At 54.7% G+C, this 19,163-nt stretch carries 16 protein-coding genes; 8 read left to right on the top strand and 8 right to left on the bottom strand.

All coding sequences use genetic code 11. The features are described 5' to 3' along the window. The first annotated feature begins 10 nt into the window (after positions 1-10). Genes MUG09_RS15640 through MUG09_RS15625 form a run of 4 tightly spaced genes read left to right on the top strand, consistent with a single transcriptional unit; the run spans position 11 to position 2,606 of the window. Entirely contained in the window at positions 11-763 is a 753-nt protein-coding gene (locus MUG09_RS15640) for a Nif3-like dinuclear metal center hexameric protein (protein WP_244772365.1), read from the top strand. A 13-nt stretch (positions 764-776) separates the two neighbouring features. Next, positions 777-1,304: a signal peptidase II gene (gene lspA / locus MUG09_RS15635; protein WP_244772364.1), complete on the top strand. Its 528-nt coding sequence runs from the start codon at positions 777-779 to the stop codon at positions 1,302-1,304. After that, on the top strand, positions 1,297-1,584 hold the full coding sequence (locus tag MUG09_RS15630) for a leader peptide processing enzyme (protein WP_244772363.1): 288 nt from the start codon (positions 1,297-1,299) through the stop codon (positions 1,582-1,584). The genes lspA and MUG09_RS15630 overlap by 8 nt, the downstream gene beginning before the upstream one ends. Before the next feature lie 5 nt (positions 1,585-1,589). Further along, on the top strand, positions 1,590-2,606 hold the full coding sequence (locus MUG09_RS15625; protein WP_244772362.1) for a glycoside hydrolase family protein: 1,017 nt from the start codon (positions 1,590-1,592) through the stop codon (positions 2,604-2,606). Here the strand turns inward: MUG09_RS15625 and MUG09_RS15620 are convergent. Genes MUG09_RS15620 through MUG09_RS15585 form a run of 8 tightly spaced genes read right to left on the bottom strand, consistent with a single transcriptional unit; the run spans position 2,599 to position 13,690 of the window. Continuing rightward, a complete protein-coding gene (locus tag MUG09_RS15620; RefSeq protein ID WP_244772361.1) occupies positions 2,599-3,423 on the bottom strand; it encodes an acyl-[acyl-carrier-protein] thioesterase in 825 nt (274 codons plus the stop codon). The two genes, MUG09_RS15625 and MUG09_RS15620, sit on opposite strands and share 8 nt — an antisense overlap. Then, positions 3,413-4,072: a 16S rRNA (guanine(966)-N(2))-methyltransferase RsmD gene (gene rsmD, locus MUG09_RS15615; protein WP_280529409.1), complete on the bottom strand. Its 660-nt coding sequence runs from the start codon at positions 4,070-4,072 to the stop codon at positions 3,413-3,415. The genes MUG09_RS15620 and rsmD overlap by 11 nt, the downstream gene beginning before the upstream one ends. Further along, positions 4,035-6,122 (bottom strand): ATP-dependent DNA helicase RecG, encoded by a 2,088-nt coding sequence (gene recG, locus MUG09_RS15610; protein ID WP_244772359.1) that lies wholly within the window; start codon positions 6,120-6,122, stop codon positions 4,035-4,037. Before recG ends, rsmD begins: the two co-directional genes overlap by 38 nt. Before the next feature lie 3 nt (positions 6,123-6,125). Then, a complete protein-coding gene (locus MUG09_RS15605) occupies positions 6,126-6,782 on the bottom strand; it encodes a YggT family protein (protein ID WP_244772358.1) in 657 nt (218 codons plus the stop codon). 39 nt (positions 6,783-6,821) lie between these two features. Beyond that, entirely contained in the window at positions 6,822-10,289 is a 3,468-nt protein-coding gene (gene dnaE, locus MUG09_RS15600; RefSeq protein WP_244772357.1) for a DNA polymerase III subunit alpha, read from the bottom strand. Between the two features lie 20 nt (positions 10,290-10,309). After that, complete coding sequence (locus MUG09_RS15595) at positions 10,310-11,197, bottom strand: FAD binding domain-containing protein (protein ID WP_244772356.1); 888 nt, start codon at positions 11,195-11,197, stop codon at positions 10,310-10,312. Continuing rightward, positions 11,181-11,732, bottom strand: coding sequence for a 2Fe-2S iron-sulfur cluster-binding protein (locus MUG09_RS15590; RefSeq protein WP_244772355.1), 552 nt, complete (start codon positions 11,730-11,732; stop codon positions 11,181-11,183). The genes MUG09_RS15595 and MUG09_RS15590 overlap by 17 nt, the downstream gene beginning before the upstream one ends. Continuing rightward, complete coding sequence (locus tag MUG09_RS15585; protein ID WP_244772354.1) at positions 11,729-13,690, bottom strand: molybdopterin cofactor-binding domain-containing protein; 1,962 nt, start codon at positions 13,688-13,690, stop codon at positions 11,729-11,731. Before MUG09_RS15585 ends, MUG09_RS15590 begins: the two co-directional genes overlap by 4 nt. A 112-nt stretch (positions 13,691-13,802) precedes the next feature. On the opposite strand from MUG09_RS15585, the gene ligA reads away from it, so the two are divergent. The 4 genes from ligA to MUG09_RS15565 all read left to right on the top strand — a co-directional run bounded on the left by ligA (position 13,803) and on the right by MUG09_RS15565 (position 18,964). Beyond that, positions 13,803-15,893 carry an NAD-dependent DNA ligase LigA gene (gene ligA / locus MUG09_RS15580; protein ID WP_244772353.1) on the top strand — a complete coding sequence of 697 codons (2,091 nt, stop codon included), beginning with the start codon at positions 13,803-13,805 and terminating at the stop codon, positions 15,891-15,893. A 64-nt stretch (positions 15,894-15,957) separates the two neighbouring features. After that, on the top strand, positions 15,958-17,256 hold the full coding sequence (locus MUG09_RS15575; RefSeq protein WP_244772352.1) for an aminotransferase class I/II-fold pyridoxal phosphate-dependent enzyme: 1,299 nt from the start codon (positions 15,958-15,960) through the stop codon (positions 17,254-17,256). Beyond that, complete coding sequence (locus tag MUG09_RS15570; RefSeq protein WP_244772351.1) at positions 17,247-17,627, top strand: winged helix-turn-helix domain-containing protein; 381 nt, start codon at positions 17,247-17,249, stop codon at positions 17,625-17,627. Before MUG09_RS15575 ends, MUG09_RS15570 begins: the two co-directional genes overlap by 10 nt. After that, positions 17,624-18,964 carry an ATP-dependent 6-phosphofructokinase gene (locus tag MUG09_RS15565; protein WP_244772350.1) on the top strand — a complete coding sequence of 447 codons (1,341 nt, stop codon included), beginning with the start codon at positions 17,624-17,626 and terminating at the stop codon, positions 18,962-18,964. Before MUG09_RS15570 ends, MUG09_RS15565 begins: the two co-directional genes overlap by 4 nt. The last annotated feature ends 199 nt before the right edge of the window (positions 18,965-19,163 follow it).

The following is a 19,163-nucleotide window of genomic DNA, read 5'->3' as shown; positions in this document are numbered from 1 at the left end:
TACTATGGCTATGAAACGTAGTGAACTGGTCACCTATCTTGATGCATATCTGGAAGTTGCCTCGTTTGAGGGTATTGATCGCTCAATGAATTCCCTGGTTGTAGGGCCCCTCGATCGCGAGGTGCATACCGTCGCTTTTGCCGTGGACGCCTGTCAGGCCGTATTCGAGGGGGCAATAGAGGCGGGTGCAGACCTGCTGGTGGTTCATCACGGCCTGTTCTGGGGACAGCCGCTTGCCGTGTGCGGGCCTCACTACACCAGGCTGAAGACGCTCATTGAGGGAAATCTGGATGTATATGCGGCCCACCTTCCACTTGACGCCCACAGCGAGGTGGGTAACAACATTACCATTGCAAGAAAGCTGGGGCTGCAGGACATCCAAGGCTTTGCAGAGCACAAGGGCCGGATGCTGGGCTTCAAGGGTACGCTGGCCGATGGTCGGAGTGCAGAGTGGATATCAGCCAGGTTGGGATTCAAGAACCCCCTGATCCTTCCATTCGGTGATGAGGTGATACACCGAGTGGGAATCGTAAGCGGGGGTGCGAGCTCGGATGTGCTCGCAGCTCTTTCGGATGGCCTTGACTGCTTTATAACCGGAGAGTTTGAGCACCAGTATTATCACGATGCCGCCGAAGGCGGGATTACGGTGATCGCCGGGGGGCATTATGTGACCGAGACGTTCGGACCTTTGGCGCTCATGGAACACATCCGTGAGACCTTCTCACTTAACGTTGTCTTTGTTGCCAACCCAACCGGGTTATAGTATAGTCAGCACTATGGGACAGAACAAACGAAGCTACCTGCCATTATTGCTTACAGCTTGTGTTATCCTTGCAGACCAGCTTTCCAAGGCTTGGATAGTTCGTCATATTGCAGAAAACACCGTCGGTTATCAGTATTGGGGTGACTTTCTCGCTATCGTCCATGTGCGTAATACCGCCATTGCCTTCAGTATGGGCGACAGTCTGCCCTTGGCCGTCAAGCTGCTGTTTTTCATCATTGTCCCCGTGCTTTTGGTCATCGCCGTGTGCGTGGTGTTTTTTTCCAAACGTTTCATACTCAGTTCATTCCACCGTTGGGTGCTCGCCTTGTTTCTGGGTGGAGGCATCGGCAACCTGATCGACCGGATTTTCCGAAGCTTCAGGGTGGTGGATTTCATCAGCGTCAAAGTCTATGGATTTCTGGGCTTTGAACGTTGGCCGACCTGGAATATAGCTGATGCCTCCCTGGTCATCAGCGGCATCCTGCTTGCGGCCAGCATTCTGTTCGAGCGTTCGGAATCCAAGGAAGGAAAGCATGTCTAAGAAATCGAATACCCTCTGGTTCATGTTGGCTGCCACCGTATTGAACATCCTGTTGATGATGATTCTCTTCATCGTCTGTTTCATCCTGATCACCCGGTTCGTCGACCCCAACAGCTCCTTGATCCCGATGTGGCTGGGCCTGACGTTTGTCGTGAGCATCGGTGGGAGTTTCTTTGTCTACTCCAAGATCATCAAGTGGATGAACAAGAAGTTCAACCTCGAGCAGAACCTCAGTCCGCTTTGGGGTGGACGCCGACCCAATAAGCGCAAGCAGGAGTAGGTCCGATGGCCCTCTCCCTCTCCACCTTTTCGAAAATCTCGTGGTATCCGTTCAGCGATGAGCCTGTCATTCGCAGCCAGTGGTATATGAGCCGGCTCTGCGATCCATGCTTCCTGTTCCCCGAGGAGAGCCCGGACGGCAAATGGCATCTGTTCGGCCACACCTGGGTGGGAATCGAGCACTTCATCAGTGAGAACGGGATCAGTTGGGAGCCCAAGAAGATGATCGAGCTCAGGGGCCATTCCCCCTTCATATACCATGAGGACGGCATCTACTACCTGATGTATGAGAAGCACAATGCCTCCCTGCCTCCCATCCGAAAAGGACGGTTCAGACGAAGGGAGCAGGAGAAGATAACCTACAGCCGCTTTGAAATGCGTTCCTCGACCGACCTGATTCTGTTCAGTGAACCCAAAATCCTTCTGGACAGCCGAACGGTTCCCTTTGCCAAGGATGGGTTGAAGAAACCGCGCATCTCCCGTCCCCAGCTCATCAAGACGGAGCAGGGCTACCGCCTCTACTTCGGCGCCTCGCACCTGTTGCTCCCCGATACCAAGCAAAAGACAAGCAGACACTTCGCAATGGCTCTTTCAAGCAATTTGGAGGGTCCGTATGCCTTGGCCAACGAGGGGGAGCCTCTGCTCTCACCCTATGCCGACGACCCCTATCGAAACATGGCGGTGGGAAGCATCAAGGTGGTGAAGACCGATGACGGGTATGTAGGCTTTGAGTGTGCCATGTACTGGGACAAGAAGCGGGCGAAGACCACCAGCATGCTGTTGCAACTGGAAAGTACCGACGGGCTTGTTTTCAAGCCCTCGTTCCGCTCCCCGGTGCTCGTCCCCCCCCAATCGGGTTGGGCGAGCCGCTATATCGTCGGTTGTGATGTGCATTACAAGAGTGAGGAGGGCTGCTGGTACTGCTATTACAGCGCCAACTCCAAGAACGGCCTCTTCCTTGTTCGTGAGTCCATAGGCTTGTTGCTGGGCAAGGATCCCACGCTTCGCAAAGTCTTTATCTGAGTTCTTCCCTTCGTTTCCAGGTTGTCGTTCCCTGCCACACCGAGGTGGATGTTCCATCCTTCTCCTTGCGCACGATCGTATGCTGCAGTGTCGGTTCATCACTGAACAGGGCTTCTTTCCGGGGAGCATAGGTGGAGACAATCAAATCATCCTCAAGGAATGTCTGCCTGAGATAGGATACATCGACCGATGAGACCTTACAGCGGTTGCGGAACGCCGAAGGAAGGCTTTCCAGAGCCCAGTTGAGGTATGAGATGTTGTTCACGTGAAGGTTCCGGTCGGTATCCAGATATGCAATGATCGGTTTGAAGGTGCACAGCAGCTCAAGGCTCTCGTCTTCCTGCCTCCTGGGGAGCGTCATGTCCAGCCGATGCATTTCATCATCGGCGGGGGGAAGTCCGATACGCAGTGACATATCCATGGGCCTCAGAGGTCTGCCATTGTCCAGGTCGATGATGGCCCAATGGGTCTTGGCGGTAAAAAGCGGATTGCCTGCACCATCAAAGCCCTTGACCACACGAGGGAGGTGCAGCCTGATCGGCTCCTGCGCCCAGGTCTGGACCTTGATCACCTCGGGCCAGCAGGTATATCGCTCGATCTCCATGCTGCTGCGGGTGATGACCCACGTCTTTCCTTCCTTATGCAAATCGGGAATCGAGCAGCCGCGCATCGCTGCATGCATGCCCGCCGCCTCCTGTACAATCTGGAAATAAAAAGCCAATCGGGCTTCAGAGAAACAATCCGTCTCATAGCTGTACGTGGTGAATGTGCTGTGTGCTATGTTGTTTTCATCGATCAGGACAAGGTCAGATTTCATGCTGTTCTCCCGCATTTTGGGTATTCTTATAGAAACGAAGGGTGCTTCTGCCGTATTTACGCTGGTCGTAGCAAACCAGGTTCCCCACCTGCTCGGGCCACTGGCCTTTTTCCTCGGAGGGGTAGTGGATGATGAAAAGCCCTCCATCGGAGAGCAGCTTCTGCTTGTCCACCGATTGGGCGAGTCCGACCTTTCCCTGCATGGGGAATGGAGGATCGGCGTAGACGATGTCGTACTGACGCTTGGCGGTTGGGATGAATCGATGGACATCCGCCATGAAAAGAGTGATCTCGCTCTCCACCATACTGATGTTCTCTATGATGGTGGATTTCTTGAGCCGGTCCTTCTCCACCAGATGCACAGGAGCCGCTCCCCGGCTTGCAGCTTCGATACCGACGCAACCGCTGCCGGTGAACAGGTCCAGCCAGCTCTTTCCCTCCAGGTTTCCCAGGATTGAGAACAGCGACTCCCTCATCATGTCCATTGCAGGTCTTATGATTCCCGGGGGACAGGCAACTGTCCTTCCGCGATAGATTCCTCCGGTTATGCGCATACGTTTCACCTCGCTCCTTGATGATAGTAACCTGAGCACACTTGTGCAAGTTGCCGTTTCATGCCTCTTTGTGCTCTTCTTCAAAGGGAGGGGCATTGGCAAGGACGGCCCTGATCGGTTCATGCTCGACCAACAGCAACCCCGGATCGTGCTCCAACAGGAGATCTGCTTCGTTTCTGGCTATCTCGATAAGCGGCAGGTCGTCGGTCAGCGAAGCATAGATGAGCTTGAGGTAGCCCGACTGTCTTGTGCCCGTTATCTCGCCCGGTCCTCGGATGAGCAGGTCCTGCTCGGCGATGAAGAAGCCGTCGTTGGACTCTTTCATCACCTTCAATCGTTGTTTCGCCTCATCGGTCAGGTCATTTCCGAAGACTAGAAAACAGTAGGACTGCAGCTCCGATCGTCCGACACGTCCACGCAGCTGGTGCAGCGCCGAAAGTCCGAAGCGGTCGGCATGCTCGATGACCATGCACGTGGCATTGGGGATGTCGATTCCGACCTCGACCACACTGGTGGATACCAGGTAGGAGAGCCTGCCTGCCTGATACTCCTTGAGGATACGGACCTTCTCCTCCTCATCAAGCTTGCTGTGGATCAAGGCCGAGGGGACGGCAGGGTATTCATCCTTGAGGAATTCGTACATGTTTGTGACATCGCGAAGGTCGCTCTCGCCGCTGTCATCGATGCGCGGGTAGACGAAATACGCCTGGTGCCCCCGTTGGAACTCGACCCCCACCGCCTGGTACATGCGCTTGCGGCTCTGCTCATTGACCAGATGGGTGATGACCGGCTTGCGGCCGGCCGGCATGGTCTTGAGGGTGGAAACGTTGAGATTTCCGAATACGGTCAGCGAAAGGGTGCGGGGAATCGGGGTGGCGGTCATGAGCAGCAGGTCGGGAACTTGGGCTTTCTCCAGAAGGGCAAGGCGCTGTTCGACTCCAAATCTGTGTTGCTCGTCGATGATGACATACCTGAGGTTGCGAAAGACAACCTCGGCCGAGAAGAGGGCGTGGGTGCCGATGATGATATCGACTTCTCCGTCTTTGATGGCCTCAAGCAGGAGCCTGCGTTCCTTGTTTTTGACCGAACCGGTCAAAAAGGCCAGTCTGATTCCAAGTTTTTCCAACAATGCAGCCCCCGATTCTGCATGCTGTCGGGCTAAAAGTTCGGTGGGGGCCATGAAGGCCACCTGAGCTCCCTGGGAGAGGACGTGCAGGGCGCTGATCCAAGCCACCAAGGTCTTTCCGCTGCCGACATCGCCTTGCAACAGTCGGTTCATGGGGACATCACTGTCCAGGTCCTTGCGGATTTCCTTCAGGCTGGCCAGCTGGTCGACCGTCAGGCTGAAGGGCAGTGTTTCGATGCACTTCAACTCCAGCTTGGTGGGAATGCTCGGCCCAGTCCGTGCACTGCGTTGTTCCAGGCTTTTATGCCTTCTGGTCACCAGCTGCAGGTAGAAAAGCTCGGTCAGGGCCAGGGTCCTGCGTGCTTGGTGCAGGATTTCCACCGAGGGGGGGAAGTGGTAGGTTCTGATTGCCTGGTCGGTATCCATGAGGTGGTACCGTTCGCGCAGGGAGGTGGGCAGCTCCTGTTCAAATCTGTCGACAGTTGCCAGCACTGCCTTGATGTTTGCTCTGATAAGACGCTGGCTCAGCGAGCCGCGCAGGGGATAGATGGGAAGGATCTGTCCGAACTGTTTGGGGAAATCGCCATCCTCGGTGGCCGGATAGAGTTCAAATTGGGAGCATTGCAGCTCGCCACGGTTGCGGTTGACGCTGCCGTACAAGTAATAGATCCGCCCGACCTTGATGGTTTTTTCCAGAAAGTTGCGTCCGAAACACAACAGGCTGAGCCGGCCGTCCCCGAGTCCTGAGACATCGCGGACAATAATCTTCAAGGTCCGCTTTTTGCCCGTTCTCATGCCAAAATAGGAGTGGGAGAGCACCTCGACCAGGGTATTGGCCATCTGGGAGTCTTCAACCAAACCCAGCGGGTGTACTTCACTGCGATCCTCCCAGGATCTGGGGGAGAGCAGGAGCAGGTCGCTGTAGGTGGTGATGCCAAGTTCGGCATAGCCTGCCTTTGCGGCAGGCCCGACTCCACCGAGTTCGGTAATACTGGTTTTCAGGCCGCGGACGTACGCCATGGATCAGAATCCGAGCTTGGCGAAGAATCCCACCATGAAACGCAGCAGCAGAGAAGATCCGATATAGGCGGCGATGAAGAAGACCAGACTTGTGATGATCAGCTGTCGGTCGTTGATTGACTTTTTGGGATAGAAGAGGTTCTGCACCCAGTTCAGTACTCCGCCGATCATGGAATCGAGCATGGAGATGTACCCGATGACTCCCGGGCTGCGCTTGTAACAGAAAACAAGGCGTATGCCCAAGAGGATGATCAAGAACCAGAAGACGGGGCTGAGCAGGTAGGACCAGAGCGTCTGCAGCACCAAGGCAACGACCATGCCCACCGTCAAGCTGCCGTAGGACCCATAGAGGCGAAGCATCGACTGGACCACCGAAAGGACTGCAAGGGCCACGAGCGGGGTGAGGTCCAACCGACTTCGCCTAAGGCTGCTGATCCCCCTGAACCACGCGAGGTAGGGGTCGACGATTTTGCCCAGAAGGGCGGCGAGCGGATTCTCCTGCAACTGGCCGGGGATGCGGATCCACGTAAGAACAATCCTGAGCCAGATCAGAAGCGAATAGAAGGAGAGCAGGGAAGCGGCAATCGAGGCAATGGTCATGAAGACATTGGATGCTGCCGGTAGGATGGGAACCCCGCTGTCATAGTAGGTTTGGTTCATATTGTTCCTCCACTGTCCAAGATACAGAACTTTTTCCCATTAGTCGAACCAAATATTCAGCACCGAGGGATTTTCCTTCACCGCCGTTTCAATCTCATCGCAGTACCGGACCGAGAATTCTCGGCCGCACTCGACGACCAGGGGCATGCTTTCCCCTTCGGTCTTGAAGTGGAGCAGGACGCTGCAGCTACCTCCATAGGTGAGGCAGGTGTCCCTCAGATGGGAAATCTGTTCAGTACTGCAAAAGGACTTCTCCAACTCAATGTGGCAACGCGAAACGGCAATCGGGGCCAACTGGTTGGGATCCTCGAATATCTGTTCAATCAGATAGGAAATTTTATCATTGCCTCTGGAGTTGTCGAATTTACCGACAAATCCATAGATGCCATCGACATGCAGCATGTCACGATACTGCTCGAAAATCTTGGGGAACAAGGTTGCATCGAAGGTTGCATTGCGGTCGGTGAGCTGTAAAAAGGCCATGATACCTCCCTTTTGGGTGGTGAAGGGCCTGATCGAGCTGACCATGGCAATGATGTTGGTGGGCCGGTTGAACCCGATTGTCTCCAAGTGGGCGGTGTTGGCCGTCACCCGCTGGTTTATTGCTTGAGCAAAGGCATCCAAGGGATGGCCTGAGATGTAGAAACCCAAAAGGCCTTTCTCCATTTCCAGTTTTTCAGGAAGCTTCCAGTCCTCGACCGGTTTCATGCTGAAGGTCTCCATCGAGGCTTCCGTCTCCTCGTCGAAGAGGGAAATCTGACCGAAGGCGGTTGCCTCCTTGCGCTTTTGTACATAAACGATGGCATCGCTGAGGTTTTCCAACAAGGTGGGGCGGTTGGTTCCCATGCTGTCGAAGGCTCCCGCCTTGATCAGAGATTCCAACAGCTTGGTGTTCATGGCCTTCGCCTCGAGTCGGGTCAAAAAGTCCAGCAGGTCCTTGTAGGGGCCGCTCTTCTCCCGTTCCTGCACCAACAGCTCGACCACCCCCTCCCCGACATTCTTGATGCCGGCAAGGCCGTAGACGATCTTGCCGTCCACAACAGAGAAGTGCTTGTCCGAGTAGTTGACCGAAGGGGGAAGGATCTCAAGGCCTTGGTCCTTCGCCACCTGCAGATACTCGCTGAACTTGTCGGGGCTGTTCATCTCGTTGGTCAGGTTGGCCGCCCAGAACTCGGCTGGGTAGTTTGCCTTGAGGAAGGCGGTCTGGTACGCTACGACCGAGTAGGCCACCGCATGGCTCTTGTTGAAACCGTACCCGGCGAAGGGCTCGAGCATCTCGAAGATTTCTGCGGCATGCTGCTCGCTGCGACCGAGGGCTTTCGCCCCGGCTATGAACTTCACCTTCTCCTTCTCAAGTGCGGCGACTTTCTTCTTACCCATGATGCGCCTGAGAATATCAGCACTGCCAAGCGAGTAGCCGGCAATGATCTGGGCCACCTTCATGACCTGTTCCTGATAGACGATGACCCCGTATGTGGTCTTCAGCTCCTCTTCCAACTCCGGGTTTGCATAGGTGATGGGTTGGCGGCCAAGCTTGCAGTTGATGAACTGTGGGATATAGGCCATCGGGCCGGGACGATAGAGGGCGTTGAGGGCGACCAGGTCCTCGATATTGGAGGGTTTTGCCTCTTTGAGGATGTTCTGCATTCCCTGGCTTTCAAACTGGAAGACGGCGGTGCTCTCCCCCCGACAGAGCATCTCAAAGGTTTTGGGGTCCTCCTCATCGATTGCAGTGCTGGTGAAGTTTGGATCCTTCTTGTGGATCAGGTCCTCGGTGTGCTTGATCAGGGTCAAGGTCTTCAGTCCCAGAAAGTCCATTTTCACCAGGCCGCACTCTTCAATGAGATCCATGGTGTATTGGGTGGAGATGGCACCGGTTTTGGCATCACGATAGAGCGGGACATAGTTTACCAGCTCCTCCTTGCCGATGACCACTCCGGCTGCGTGGGTTGATGTATGCCTGTTCAAACCCTCCAGACGTCGTGCTGCATCGAACAGCTCGGCATATACGCCGCCTTTCTGTTCCAGTTCAACCAGTTCCTTATTCTGTTCAAACGCCTTGGCGAGCGTCATTTTGGGGTCGTCGGGGATGAGTTTGCAGATATTGTTCGATTCGTCGAAGGGAATATCCAGAACTCGGGCGACGTCCTTGACGACGGCCTTGGCCTTCAGGGTTCCGAACGTGGCGATCTGGGCGACCCGCTCTGTTCCATAGTGCTCGGTTACATAGTTGATGACCTCCTGCCTTCGTTCGAAGCAGAAGTCGATATCGAAGTCGGGCATGCTCACCCGTTCGGGATTGAGGAATCGTTCGAACAGGAGGTTGTACTTGATCGGGTCGACATCGGTAATTTCGATGGAGTATGCAACCAAGGATCCTGCACCCGATCCACGCCCCGGTCCGACGGGTATGTCGTGCTGCTTCGCCCACTGGATGTAGTCCATGACGATGAGAAAGTACCCCTCGAACTTCATGTTAATGATGACATCCAGCTCATAATCCAACCGTTTTGTCAAATCCTCGGTGACGTGTTTATACCGCTTTTTCAACCCTTCATGGGAGAGATGGCGCAAATACGCCGCCGGGCCTTCAAAGCCCCGGGGAACATCGAAGTCGGGCAACAGCGGGCCTGGGAGGTGAATTTCGAGGTTGCATCGCTCGGCGATTCTGCTGGTATTTTCCACAGCCTCAGGACACCAGCTGAAGAGGGAGGTCATCTGCTCTTCACTTTTCATGTAGAATTCCTGGTTGGGGAACCGCATGCGATCCGGATCGTTCTTTTTGGAGTTGGTGCCTACGCAGAGCAGCAGGTCCTGGGCATTGGCGTCATCCTTTTCTATGTAGTGGATGTCGTTGGTACAGACGAGGGGGATGCCGGTCTCATCGCTGAGCTGCTTGAGCAGGGGGTTGGTGCGCTTCTGCTCGGCAAGGTTGTGGTCCTGCATTTCCAGATAGTAGCGTCCGTCGTCGAAAACCGAAGAGAACCAAAGTGCGCGTTGCTTTGCCTTGTCGTATTGGTCGTTGAGCAGGTGCTGCAGGATTTCCCCACCCAGGCAGGCAGAAAGGCAGATGAGCCCTTCGTTGTATTTTACCAGAAGCTCGTCGTCGATGCGGGGCTTGAAGTAGAACCCCTGGGTGTACGAGATGGAGTTGAGCTCCATCAGGTTGTGGTAGCCTTTCTCGTTCATTGCAAGGAGAATGAGGTGGTACTGATTGGGTTTTCGACCGCCGGGGGCGGGGCGCTCGGTATGAGAGGGTGGATTGCAGTAGAATTCACAACCGATGATCGGATTGATGCCGGCATCCTTGGCCGCGTAATAGAAGCGCAATGCGCCGAACATATTCCCATGATCGGTGATGGCCAGGCTCGTCATGCCGAGGCTTTTCGCCTTTGCCATGTAGCGGCTGATGGGGGCGGCTCCGTCGAGGAGGGAGAAGTCGGTGTGGTTGTGCAGATGGACGAATCGACTCTGCTCTACTTTGATTTCGGACTCAAGCTCAGACATGTATACAGTGCTCCACGTGCTCAGGATGAGAGGGACTGGGCATTGAGATCGTGCAGGAAGGATTCAAAAATCCTTCTTCCACGCTCGAGTTGCAGTTCACTGATTCCTGAGTGCATTTTGGTTAATTCGGCTACCAGCTCATAAGAGAGCGTATTGACCCGTTCTGGATGAATCGGGAGGGTCAAACCCGACAACTTCGACTCAAGGTCCTTGCTTATATGGAAGGCCTTGTTGGGAAAGGTGATGCAGAACTGGACCTTTGAAAGAGCGTTCTGCGACCGGTTTGCCTGGAAGGCAACTATAACACATTCATCGGTATTGCGGATAGGGTCCTCAACGCAAACGAACTTCTGGTAATCACCGTATTCAAGGCCGATGCGGATGCGGGTGAGCAGGGCTTTCTGAGAACCAAGGAGGAGCTTGCCATCCTTGTCGTAGAGCTTTGCGATGGGGATCCAATGGGTGGAAACCTTTCCGCCTTGATAGTATTTGACTTCGGCCATGGCGTCCAGTACCGCCAAGGCTGTGGAGAGTGCGAGCCGGATGTCCGGTACGCACAGGCTTCCGCCGACGGTGATCTGGCGCCTCACGATTTGCGAAGCAAGGGTACGCAGAGTCTCCTGCAGCACAGGAGGCAGGACCAGTTTCCCTGCAAAGAGCAGCTGACTGGCGGTAACCATCGCCCCGATTTCGACGAATCGGTCGTTGCGGGTGATTTTCTTCAGCTCCTCCAGTGATCCGAGGTCGATGATGCCGTCCTTGATTTCGCTGGGATAGTACTCTTTTTGGCTCATCAGGTAACTGCCGCCCGCCCATATTACCGCTGATGGATAGCGGTAGGCGATGGTGGCGAACTCACTGAGGGTCTTGGGGGTATGGATGACAGGAGACCTAATTCCTTCGTACACGCTTGCGCCTCCTGTAGGTAAGGGCTATTTCCACAATCTGCAGCATCTCGGACATGTCCATGCATTGGCAGGTATTGAGGCTGAGCTCCTGGATGATGGCTTTCTTATCCAGCTTCTCCTCGCTCTGCTTCTCGTCTCGGAGCTGAGGACTGTTTCTGCCCAAGGCCTTCAGCCGCGTACTGTTGGTAAGCTCTTGGAGAATGGATTCGATGATCAAAGTCTTGGATGCATAGCAGTTGGGGCACGGGGTGTTGCCGGTGGATTGGTATGCCCGTTCGATATCCCGGTACTGACGCGTTTTCTGATAGCTTTCAAAGGTCTTGATGTTGGCTTCCCGCAATCTGAAGGCGGGAATGATGCAGCTGAGCTCCGCCTCATCGTTGATAAGAACGATGCAATTTCCGCATGCATTCCCCCTGCAGTGACTGATGATGGTCCTGTTTCCCACGTCCTCCATCAGGATCAGGGAAAGAGGCTTGTTTGAGTTCACCGAAAGGGAGAGAGCCTTGCCGTCGATGGTGCATTCTATTTTCATGATTTTCCCCGCATGGCTGCAAGCAAGGTTGCTCCGTCCACAGGGACCTTGGCCACCGGGGTTCCGAGGGCTTGTTCGAGGGCGGAGACGAAGGCTGCGGTTACCACCCCTTTGAGGGCGCTGGTAACCGAGGAGGATATCTGCTCCCCATCGCTTGTGATGGAGATGTCGATCTCAAAGCTGCTTCGGTGGGAGAGCAACGCTCCGGCTTCTCTGAGAGTGGAGACGATGGTATGGCGGATCTTGCTCTTGAGCACCTGCTCGTCGAATATTCGCGAAAGGGAGACTGAGACCCATACCGAACGAACCAAGGGCTGCAGAAGGACAGCATCGATTTCAAGCTCTAGGATGAGGGCTATCCAGCTGTTGCTGAAAAAGAGCGAACCTTTGGTTTCCGGTTGCTTGGGCGAGAGCACGCTTTCACAAATCGGCAGGGGCTGGACGAATCGCTTCTCCTTGATCTGGTTGCAGGCGCGAAGAACTTGTTGGGGCATGCGCCCGCTGTTGGCCGACAACACCGACGGCCCGCTGTCGAGCATCTCCTTTTGGTCTTCAATGAAGGAGATGTCGCTTTTGGAGACGCTCAACTCCTCGCTTATGATCTGCCGCCAGATTTCGGCACTTGACCCATTGTTGTAAAACGAGGTATTCACCTCTACCTTGTTGTTCGGCTTGAGGGTGATTTGGACCGATTGCTGGGGAAGAGAGCGGCACTCACTGGAAAACCCGCTGATCCCCGGGCCGCAGGCCAGGGCGGTTCCCCTGCTGTAGTTGAAGAAGGTGGAGAGTTTAACGCGCATCTGGCGCTGCATCTCATAGGCGGCATTCTTACGCTGGAAATCACAACGGGTGCTTAATTCGTTTATCAGGTCCTTGAGCTTGGTATACTTGTCGGTTCTGATGACCTGGGTGTGCCCGGTGTTCTCTGCGGTGAACTTGAGTCTCCATGAGAGGGGGTTGTAACCGGTAAGCTTTGCCAGTGAGCAGTAGTGGGCCTCGGTGCTGGAAAGGGCATCGGCGTACCCGAGGTCCCCGAAGAAGTGCGAAGGAGGAGTGTTGCCGGAGGAGAAGGTTATCGAGATGTTCAAGGCCTGCAGGGGGTAGAGAGGAACCAGGCCTGCGATGAGTTGATTGGCCATCTCGTCGCTGAACATCGGTTCGCACCCTTGATTGACCTGCACGTGTATGTCTTCCGCCTGGACCCGTCCATCGCTGTAATACCAGCTCTTGCGCTTGATGGAAAGGTCGGGTCTGAAGCTTTCAACCTTGCACATGAGATCGGTGGGGCAGTCGGCCTTTAAGCAGGCGATGGCGGCGATCGAGCAGAGGGCCGAAGGGGCGGTAAGCATCTCGTCATGGGGCGCGTAGAAGGGGAGGCGATGTACGACTATCCTGCGCTTGGGGATTGCGGTGGTATCACTGACAGTCTCCCGCACATGACTGGGCCATTGTGTGGGTGTATAGACGTGCAGGATATCACCTTCCATCTCCACGCTGATACGGGTGAGGGTGTTGCTTCGGTAGTCCGAGCCGCTGTAGCGGTAGGAGCGCTCCAGCACGGCAAGGTCGGTATCGCTGGTGATGCTCTCAAGCGACCCGAAATGGTAGGTGTACGGAGTCGACTCGATGACCGCGGTCGGGCTTTCCTGAGCCGTGGGCAGCTGGTAGGAGATGTTGATCTCCCTTGCCTTGAGCTGTACAGATTCGCTGTCGTAGCCGAACAGTGCCAGAATCGGCTGTTGATGGTAGCTTATGGTCGAAGAGGTGAGCAGCGGTGTGGCCGCGTCGAGGGTGCGGACCCTGTTCGTGCCGGGGATGTCCCGGGTGGTCACCAAGGTGAAGTTTGCATCCAGTTCGGGGAGGGAAATTTCCTCGATCCGGCCGGCATCGACCGAGGCGGTGACGATCAGTCCATGAAGCGCCGTCACCTTGCTTGTCGATGGTTTTTTCTCTGCCATGCTCCCTCCCTCTCTCGCCTTAGAAAGATACCATGTACGAACCATCAAAGCAATGAGAGAAACCCGAACCACGGCTTGCAATGAGTGCTGAGAGAGCCGTACAATCAGAGCCATGAATGAACTTGAACAAGAAATCCATACCCTTTCCGAGCAGCTTGCCGCCTATCAGAAAGCCTACTATGTGGACAACCGTCCCTTGGTCAGTGATTTGGAGTACGACCGGCTTTTCGACCGTTTGGTTGCCTTGGAGGCAAAACATCCCCACCTAAAGCGTGCCGACTCTCCGACCCAACGGGTGGGAAGCGACCTCGACTCGACCCTCGGCGAAGTTGCGCATACCATTCCGGTGCTCAGCCTGGATAAGGCGTACGGTGATGGGGAGCTGCTCGCCTGGATTGAGAAGACCGAGGCGAAAATCGGCGAGGATGTGGGGATTGTCATCGAGGAAAAAATCGACGGAATTTCGATTGTACTCTACTATGAGGATGGACTGCTTGTCCGGGCGGTGACACGGGGCAACGGCATGGTGGGCAATGATGTGACGGCCAACGTCAAGACCATAGCATCCATACCGCTCAGACTTCCGACCGAAGCGAATCTGGCTGTCCGAGGAGAAATCTACCTTCCCAAGGCGAACTTTGCCACATTGAATGCGAGCTTGGAAGTTCCTTTTGCGAATCCCCGCAATCTTGCAGCGGGAACAATCCGAAGGATCAAGAGCAGCGAAGTGGCCAAGGTCCCTCTTCAGATTTTTGTCTACGAGGGGTTCTCCAAGGATGTGGTGCAGAGCGACCATCTGCAGATTCTCTCAACACTTGCTTCCTATGGATTCAGGCTCAATCCGAATCTTGGATACTTTGCCAAGGATGGCGTGCAGGCAAGGCAGGCTCTTGAGGCTGCCGGACTTTCCGGCTTCGGTGGAAGTTTCTCCGACCTTGCTTCCTATATCCAGGAGCATACCCTAAAGCGATCCTCCCTGGACTACGAGATCGACGGCTTGGTTGCCAAGGTGAACTCGGTGTCGGCAAGGGAGATGCTGGGCTACACCGGCCATCACCCACGATGGGCATTGGCCTATAAGTTCGAGTCCCCCCAGGCGCAGACCGTCCTTCAGTCCATCGATGTGCAGGTGGGGCGAACGGGAAGGGTCACCCCGGTCGCCCGGGTGACGCCGGTACAGGTGGCTGGTTCGACGATCAGTAATATCACCTTGCACAACCAGGACTACATCAACATGCTCGAGCTGGGAATCGGGGACACGGTGGAGATATCACGACGCGGGGATGTCATCCCGGCTGTGGAGCGCGTCATCGAGAAGAACGAGGCTTCTGAAGGCACCTATACAATGCCTTCACAGTGCCCGGTCTGCAACAGTGTTCTGCAAGTGCACGGTGCCCATACCTTCTGCCCGAACATCGCCTGCCCCGCCCAGGTGAGGGGCCGCATCGAGTTTTTCATCGGCAAGGATGGGATGGACATTGAAAGCTTCGGTCCCGAAACCGCATCGGTCCTTATAGAGATGGGCTACCTGAAGGACGTGGATGATATATACCGCATCGATTATCGTAAAGCTCTTGCAGAGCAGGCGGGCTTCGGGGAGAAGAAAATCCGCCTGATCGAGCAGGGTGTACAGAAGAGCAAGTCCCAACCGTTTCGCAAGGTCTTGGTTGCGCTTGGCCTTCCCGAGCTGGGCAAAAAAGGTGCTGAGCTGCTGATCACGCATGGTATTACCAGCATGGATGCTCTACTCGATATTGCAAAGCGCAATGATGTCGAGCGGCTTACCTCAATCAAGCAGATCGGTCAAAAGAGTGCAAATCTCTACATCGAAGCCTTGAGCGACCCCGCCATGCAGCAAAGAATTGCCCGTCTTGCGGACGTAGGCCTTGCGATGGAGGAGAGAGATCAGCAGATGCAAAAGCTCGACGACAGCTTCTCGGGCCAGGTTTGGTGTGTGACCGGTTCTTTTGAGCACTTCAATCCCCGATCCCTTGCCATGGAGGAAGTAACCAAGCGGGGGGGACGGACCGTAAGCTCTGTTACCGGAAAAACCACGCATCTGCTTGCAGGAGCAGGAGGCGGGAGCAAATTGGAGAGCGCCCGGGCGCTGGGGGTGACGGTGGTCGACGAAGAGACCTTTCTCGCCATGCTGAAAACAAACGCGGGCGGAGAGGATCAGAAGCAGGGAGAATTTGTTTTTTAGGCTGGTATTAATGACATTTTCCGGGAAACCGTATATACAGTAATGCATAACTGGAGGACATGTTATGCACGCACTAGCCACTGAACTGAATGAGACTTTGCAAAACACTATAGTGGATGCAATGCTCTCCGACGTCGGGCAAAGGATGTTTTTCCCTAAGGGAATCGTCGCCCAAAGCGCCGAAGCCGGCCAGAAAGCAACTCGTTTCAATGCCACGATCGGAATGGCCACCTCACAAGGCCAGCCCATGTATCTGTCGGATATTTACAACAAGTTTGCCGAGAACTCCTTCAAGCCCTCCGAACTCTTCTCGTACGCCCCCGGTGGAGGGGACCAGCAGCTCAGGACACTTTGGAAAGCCCAGATGCTTGTGAAGAACCCTTCGCTTGCGGGCAAGTCCATCTCGCTGCCCATCGTTACCTCAGGCCTCACCCATGGACTGAGCGTGCTCGCCCAGCTGTTCGCCCAAGAAGGTGATACGCTGGTCATTCCCGATCTGGCATGGGACAACTATGAGTTGATCTTCGGCCATCAGGTCAATGCTGGTATTGTTACCTTCCCTCTCTACACGGATGCGGGACGGTTCAATGTCGAAGGGATGAAACAGGCACTGCTGTCGATTGCAGACAGGAAAGCCCGCCTGCTTCTCAACTTCCCCAACAACCCTACCGGCTATACTCCCAGCAAGGCCGAGATGGCAGCCATCGCTGCTGCCTTGATCGAGCTTGCAGAGAGTGGAATGAAGCTGATGGTCATCAGTGACGACGCCTACTATGGCCTTTTCTTCGAGGAAGAGACCGCCACTGAGAGCCTGTTTGCCTACCTATGCAACGCCCACTCCAACATTTTCGCCGTCAAATGCGATGCTGCAACCAAAGAAGACATGGTATGGGGGTTCCGTATCGGATTCATCACCTATGGCGGCAAGGATTTGACCGAGGCTCACTTTGACGCGCTGAACAAGAAGACGTTGGGCATCATCCGCAGCACGGTCTCCAACTGTGACAAGCCCGGGCAGAGTCTGCTGGCCAAGGCGATGAAGGACGGCCCTCGCTACGAGGCGGACAAGCTTGCTGCAAAGACGGAGATGGAAAAGCGCTACCGGATCCTCAAGGAAGCGCTCAAGAAACATGAGGGGAATCCTCTTCTGACACCCTATCCCTTCAATAGCGGGTACTTCATGGCCTTCAAGACCAAAGGAAGTGCCGAGGCTCTACGTCGTTACTTACTGGACAAGTATCAGGTTGGATGCATCAATATTGCCGATGTAACGTTCAGACTTGCCTATTGTTCGGTGGAATGTGATAAGATTGCTGAACTGGTGGACTTGGTCTATCAGGCGGCAGGAGAAGCATGGAACTAAAGACAAAGCTCTACCTCGTCGACGAGGAAGGCAATAAATTCATGGGAATCGGGGTGCTCTGGCTGCTTGATCAGGTGGCGGTGCACAACTCATTGCGCAAGGCCGCCTCGGCCTTGGGCATCTCCTATTCGAAGGCGTTTTCCATGGTGCAGAACCTGGAAAGAAGTCTTGGAGTTGCTGTTCTGAATCGACGCAAGGGTGGGGCAAGTCGCGACGGGGCGACCCTCACAGCCTTCGCCATGGCTTTTCTTGACTTGTACCGTAATTTTGAGAAGCAGGCCAAGAGGGATCTGAACGTACCATTCGATCGATTCAGGCAGGACTTGGCACTTCTGCTTGAAGCGCAAGATGCACCTGGAGGTGAACTGTGACAACGAAAAAATTGGATTTTAACATTTCCGTACTCGGCGAGGCGAAAATCTCAAGCCCGATCATGATGAGCACCACGCATAATGATGGACAGGCCGATTATGTCAACGACGACGACCACATCCTGTTCGGCATCGATACCGATATCGATGAGAACGGTCATCCGGTCCCCCGTCATGAAGAGACGGTGGAAGTTGCGGGCCCGAGGGCGAAAATCTACTTCAACCCGGCACACGTACATGCCGCTATTTGCACCTGCGGAGGTATCTGCCCAGGACTTAACAATGTCATTCGAGCCGTAGTTCGCTGTTTCTGGTACCGGTACGGGGTGCGCAGAATCAGCGGAGTGCAGTTCGGCTACCAAGGCCTGCTTGAAAACAGTCCTTGGCCGCTCATCACCTTGGATCCCGATGTTGTGGACGATATCCAGGAGAAGGGGGGAACCATCCTCGGTTCGGCACGTGGCGGCGGTAAACAGGTTGAGGAGATCGTCGACTCCCTTGAAAAACTGAATATCAACATTTTGGTCACCATCGGTGGGGATGGAACCCTTCGAGGCGCCTATGACATCTACGAAGAGGTGAAGAAACGCGGTCTGAAGATTTCCATCATCGGAATTCCCAAGACCATCGACAACGACCTCTCCTTGATCCAGAGTTCCTTTGGCGTCGATACGGCTGTCCAGATGGCGGTTCCTGTTGTCCGCAGCGCCCACGTCGAGGCAAAGAACTCCATCAATGGCATCGGCTTGGTCAAGGTCATGGGACGTGAATCGGGCTTTATCGCCGCCCAGACGGCTTTGGCCCAAAGCGATGTCAACTTCTGCCTCATTCCGGAGAATCCGTTCGACCTCGATGGCCCCAATGGTTTGTTGGAACACCTGAGACGGCGAATACTCGACCGCGGCCATGCCGTTGTTTTGGTCAGTGAGGGAGCCGGACAGGAGTTGCTGCCACCCAGCAACGAGCTCGATGCCTCGGGTAATGTCAAGTTCCAGGATATCGGGATATTTCTCAAGGACCGCATCAACGAGTTTTTCAAACGTGAGGGGATTGAGACGAATGTGAAATACATCGACCCGTCCTACATCATCCGCAGCGCTCCGGCGGACTCCTACGACTCCATCTACTGCGCCCGCCTGGGGGCACATGCAGTCCATGCTGCAATGTCGGGCAAGACGCAGGCGCTCATCGGCCTGTTGCACAACCGATTTGTACATCTGCCGATCAAGGTGGCGGTATCAACCCGAAACCATGTCGACTTGGAAGGGTCCTTATGGAGGGATGTGCTGGAGAATACCCGCCAGCCTCTTTCCATGAAGAATTTTAAGTTTGATTGATATCAGCAGAAGAAGGGGGCGAGACCCCCTTCTTCGCAGTGAGATGTGAAGGATTTTCCCAATCATGCAATAATTTTTAGAAACATTGTTTCAAGCTAGAGTAACTTATGACACAGTAATTAAAAAGAAAATCATTTTTTTGGGAAAATTCAAAAAACCGCTTGACGTTTTTTTGTGTTATCGGTACTGTTCTTTTCAG

Origin of the sequence: Sphaerochaeta associata (genome assembly GCF_022869165.1) — a bacterium.
Taxonomy (GTDB): Bacteria; Spirochaetota; Spirochaetia; order Sphaerochaetales; family Sphaerochaetaceae; genus Sphaerochaeta; species Sphaerochaeta associata.
The sequence above is the reverse complement of the archived record's forward strand: the minus strand, read 5'-3'. Positions and strand labels throughout refer to the sequence as shown.

Excerpts from the sequence above, each read along its gene's own strand:
- MUG09_RS15640 (WP_244772365.1), top strand. The coding sequence starts at position 11 with ATGAAACGTAGTGAACTGGTCACCTATCTTGATGCATATCTGGAAGTT.
- lspA (WP_244772364.1), top strand. The coding sequence starts at position 777 with ATGGGACAGAACAAACGAAGCTACCTGCCATTATTGCTTACAGCTTGT.
- MUG09_RS15630 (WP_244772363.1), top strand. The coding sequence starts at position 1,297 with ATGTCTAAGAAATCGAATACCCTCTGGTTCATGTTGGCTGCCACCGTA.
- MUG09_RS15625 (WP_244772362.1), top strand. The coding sequence starts at position 1,590 with ATGGCCCTCTCCCTCTCCACCTTTTCGAAAATCTCGTGGTATCCGTTC.
- MUG09_RS15620 (WP_244772361.1), bottom strand. The coding sequence starts at position 3,423 with ATGAAATCTGACCTTGTCCTGATCGATGAAAACAACATAGCACACAGC.
- rsmD (WP_280529409.1), bottom strand. The coding sequence starts at position 4,072 with ATGCCCCTCCCTTTGAAGAAGAGCACAAAGAGGCATGAAACGGCAACT.
- recG (WP_244772359.1), bottom strand. The coding sequence starts at position 6,122 with ATGGCGTACGTCCGCGGCCTGAAAACCAGTATTACCGAACTCGGTGGA.
- MUG09_RS15605 (WP_244772358.1), bottom strand. The coding sequence starts at position 6,782 with ATGAACCAAACCTACTATGACAGCGGGGTTCCCATCCTACCGGCAGCA.
- dnaE (WP_244772357.1), bottom strand. The coding sequence starts at position 10,289 with ATGTCTGAGCTTGAGTCCGAAATCAAAGTAGAGCAGAGTCGATTCGTC.
- MUG09_RS15590 (WP_244772355.1), bottom strand. The coding sequence starts at position 11,732 with ATGAAAATAGAATGCACCATCGACGGCAAGGCTCTCTCCCTTTCGGTG.
- MUG09_RS15585 (WP_244772354.1), bottom strand. The coding sequence starts at position 13,690 with ATGGCAGAGAAAAAACCATCGACAAGCAAGGTGACGGCGCTTCATGGA.
- ligA (WP_244772353.1), top strand. The coding sequence starts at position 13,803 with ATGAATGAACTTGAACAAGAAATCCATACCCTTTCCGAGCAGCTTGCC.
- MUG09_RS15575 (WP_244772352.1), top strand. The coding sequence starts at position 15,958 with ATGCACGCACTAGCCACTGAACTGAATGAGACTTTGCAAAACACTATA.
- MUG09_RS15570 (WP_244772351.1), top strand. The coding sequence starts at position 17,247 with ATGGAACTAAAGACAAAGCTCTACCTCGTCGACGAGGAAGGCAATAAA.